This is a genomic window from Gammaproteobacteria bacterium, assembly GCA_027296625.1.
Taxonomy (GTDB): Bacteria; Pseudomonadota; Gammaproteobacteria; order JAKEHO01; family JAKEHO01; genus JAKEHO01.
On the sequence record JAPUIX010000060.1, the window covers coordinates 1 to 3,259 of the forward strand.

Here is a 3,259-nt window from a genome sequence, read left to right on the forward strand (position 1 = left end):
GCACTGGCGTCGGCCGATTCAACACCATACCGAACCAGCATACTCTGTACGGATTTTCTGGCCAGAACCTCGTTGATGTGATCAATGCGGTCTTGTCGTTCGGTCATCTCAATTGCTGTCTCGGTCGATATCAATGCCGCACCGGCAGACTGCATCATCAGCGCGCCGATGATGCAGGCCGAAATCGCAAGTACGCAAATTTGTTTACTCCGGAAAATCAACATAACTGCACCTCTTGTTCATACGCGTGAATAGCAACGGTCGATCAGCCTGCTGCAGTCAGCGCACTGATAAACGACTCGAAGTAACATTTCAATTAGAAGAGTAGCAATGGACTGCGCCAAACAGACGTGACAGTTTTCACAGTTAACGACATTTTTTTGACATAACACCATGCTTATTCGGGCAATCACCTGTAATCGCTACGTTTTCGCTACGCTGACGGTCCACTGGTGAATGTCTGCTCTTCCCGAAAGCGGACGTTCAGATCAATGGAAAATCACGAAAACGAAGGGCCGCTTTCGGCCACAAGCGGCCGTTCAGTTAGCATTCTCCAACGCTTTTATCGACGCTTTAAGAATTACGACTTCACCACGAAAATTTGGAGGTGTTCCATTAAGCTCTGAGAAATGAAAGCGCAAATCACGCAAAATTTCTGGATCCGACCGCAATGCCTCCGCTGCTTCATCCAATTTTTCAACCGATATCCCAAGGTCGCAATCATTGTCGAAACCAATGATCTCGAATCTTTCGTTGCGTAAATCGCTACACTTTTCCCTTATCGCGGCCTGGATGTCATACGGCAACGAACGGCGAACCCGATGTCGAAATGCTGAAGCCCGAAACGCTTGCCTCGCAAGATAGGAATAGTCATTGCGAAAATAGTCCGCGAAGCCAGCCTGCCGCGCCTCCGACGGTATAAGCCCAAGGCTACCTGTTGAGACTATTTCGTCATACGTCGCACGTGTTGCTGGCCGATAGGCTAACTCTGTTGCGCGATAGGCATCGATGACGAACGCAAAAGAATCGTCAACCGATTCTGCATTCAGTCGCGTTTCCGTGCGCTCTGCAGCCTCAAAGACCGCCTGGTAATAGCTGACTAGCATTTGGCGCGAGACAAGGTCTTTACGGAGATCGACCAGCAATCTCTCTGTGATCAGTCGACCTTCTTCTTGTTCGAGTCGATCAGCATTCCAATTGGCCGCCTGAATACCAAAAAACACACCGACGACGACTACCAAGAGCTCGGCGACGACCGAGCCCCAATCTCGATCCTTAATATTTGAAATGAAGCGGCGCAAAAGCATTTACAACACTCTCCTCCCAAGTTCGCCGGAATGACCGCTTTGGGTCAAAAGCAGCCTCTCAACATCATATCAGGCGAACGGCTGCTTTCGGGGGTAAAGCGGCCGCTCAGGGCCGCATCATCGAGTGGCTGCTTACGGCCAATAGCGGCCACTCGCCACTCAACGTCACCGGCTGCTTTCGGCCAACACCGGCCCTTCATTAACAGTTTTCAGCACGTTATTGCCGTAGCGATTGCTTTCCTGTGCTTGGTAAGTTCTCCTTACTGCACATCACGTGGCGGATTCTAGACTTCGCGAAGGCACTGCACGGCGTCAGGGATAAAGCTGGAGGGCAGACGTGAGTCAGGTCCCCGTCCTAGGTGAACAGCGATGCTCACGTAGCGCGTCGGTGTGTCACGACAGGTTGTCTCGACAAGCACGTAACCATTACCACGAGGACCAACAACGTCGGCGTAGAAGGCGACGACCTCCTCGTATGACAGTGTGGTGAGCACGGAGACGACGAATCCTCTGTCGACTTCAAACCTCGCGTGACTTGCCCTGTAGATTTCTCCGCTGATGATAGGAATATCCGCCGGGAAGTCTGCGGGTAGTTCGCCGTTGAACTCAGCGCAGCCATACGCCGTCAATGCCAATAGTCCGAGAAGTATCAAGGGCTTTATTCTCAGCGTGTAAGACAAAGAATCTCTGATTTTCAATAGCCGTTTCATGGTGCTACCGCCAGTTGATGAACTCAGCGCTAGATTGCCTGTAAGTTATCTATATAGTCACCTTATTCGCAGTTGTTGCGTTCTATGATGCTATCGGTATTACAAAGCGATACCTTTGGAGCCCACCCAAGGATACCCTAGAGCAGCGCCCGCGTTATGGGCACCAAGGGTCAGCGTGAGTACAACAACGCGATGGCGTAACCGTGATGGCACTGCGTGACTGGTAATATGGCTCGTTCCACCCACTCCGCAAAGCGCCCGGCTAACGCGCCTTTTTTTCAAGAATCACGATCGTCTCGAATGGGTCATTAGCGGCCCTTCTTGGTGATATTAGCCTAACGTCCGCTTTTCCCGAAAGCGGACGTTCAGACTAGCAAAAACCGGCTGTTTTGAGGGGCCGCTTACGGCCAAAAGCGGCCGCCGTCACATCGCCGCAAAGTATGAATGTTCTTTTTCGCCGTCCGCGACTCTGCTCGAGTCTTTTCTCACTGATTTGATTCTGCCGATCGATGCGGCCCCCACGCATCTACCGCATCCTGCCCCACCACAAGCGCTGCTCGGCGCTTAACTTCCGGCGGGCTTAGCAATCCTGAGTGAATCCCATTCTTGAGCCAATCTGCATAAATGCCACCGCTATCAGCAAAGCCGCTCTCTCGCATCGCGTGATATAGGGCCGCAGCCAGCATGTGCATGCCACCGTCGGACTCACGCCATCGCTTTCCAGGCTCCTCGGCAAATCCCAGCCGGTCCGATACGATTTGGTCGAGGGCCTGCGTAGATCCCTCATCAACCACGCCCATGAACGTGTTGTAGCCATACTGCGGGTCATGGTCGTCGACGATGGACATCAGCCATGGATCAGATTTGAGCGCGGAAAGAAGATCGGCAAGATCAGCGTCATTCGGATCATAAGGTGGATGAAAAATTTCATGTGCCGCCACATGCAACTGAGTCTCGGCATCCCATCCGTAATAAGCCACAAATCTCTGGCCGAGTATGCGAATCCCGTAGGGCCTAGCATAACGCACGATAATGAGATTAATCTGAGGGTCGAGATCGCGACCGAGCAAGCGTTCCTGCTCCGGGATAATGTCGTAAGGACTAACGGCCGCATGATTCGATGCAATCGCTGCCTCAATATCCGCTAAGCTTTCTTGGCGGTATTGATCGACGAAACCCGTATCGCGCAAAGCAACCAGTGCTGTGTGAACGGTTGGCATTACTCTTACGGCGGATTCAAAT

General features: G+C 52.2%; 4 protein-coding genes. All 4 read right to left on the reverse strand.

Going from position 1 to position 3,259, the window contains the following annotated elements; translation table 11 throughout:
• Positions 1-224 (reverse strand): PA2779 family protein (locus O6944_03615; GenBank protein MCZ6718229.1); only part of this gene is annotated, 224 nt, incomplete at its 3' end.
• A gap of 315 nt (positions 225-539) precedes the next feature.
• Positions 540-1,307 carry a hypothetical protein gene (locus O6944_03620; GenBank protein ID MCZ6718230.1) on the reverse strand — a complete coding sequence of 256 codons (768 nt, stop codon included), beginning with the start codon at positions 1,305-1,307 and terminating at the stop codon, positions 540-542.
• Between the two features lie 284 nt (positions 1,308-1,591).
• The gene (locus O6944_03625) at positions 1,592-2,017 is read right to left on the reverse strand and encodes a hypothetical protein (GenBank protein ID MCZ6718231.1); all 426 of its coding nucleotides are present in this window, start codon (positions 2,015-2,017) and stop codon (positions 1,592-1,594) included.
• Positions 2,018-2,502: 485 nt separating this feature from the next.
• Positions 2,503-3,259 (reverse strand): hypothetical protein (locus O6944_03630; protein ID MCZ6718232.1); only part of this gene is annotated, 757 nt, incomplete at its 5' end.

Excerpts from the sequence above, each read along its gene's own strand:
- O6944_03620 (MCZ6718230.1), bottom strand. The coding sequence starts at position 1,307 with ATGCTTTTGCGCCGCTTCATTTCAAATATTAAGGATCGAGATTGGGGC.
- O6944_03625 (MCZ6718231.1), bottom strand. The coding sequence starts at position 2,017 with ATGAAACGGCTATTGAAAATCAGAGATTCTTTGTCTTACACGCTGAGA.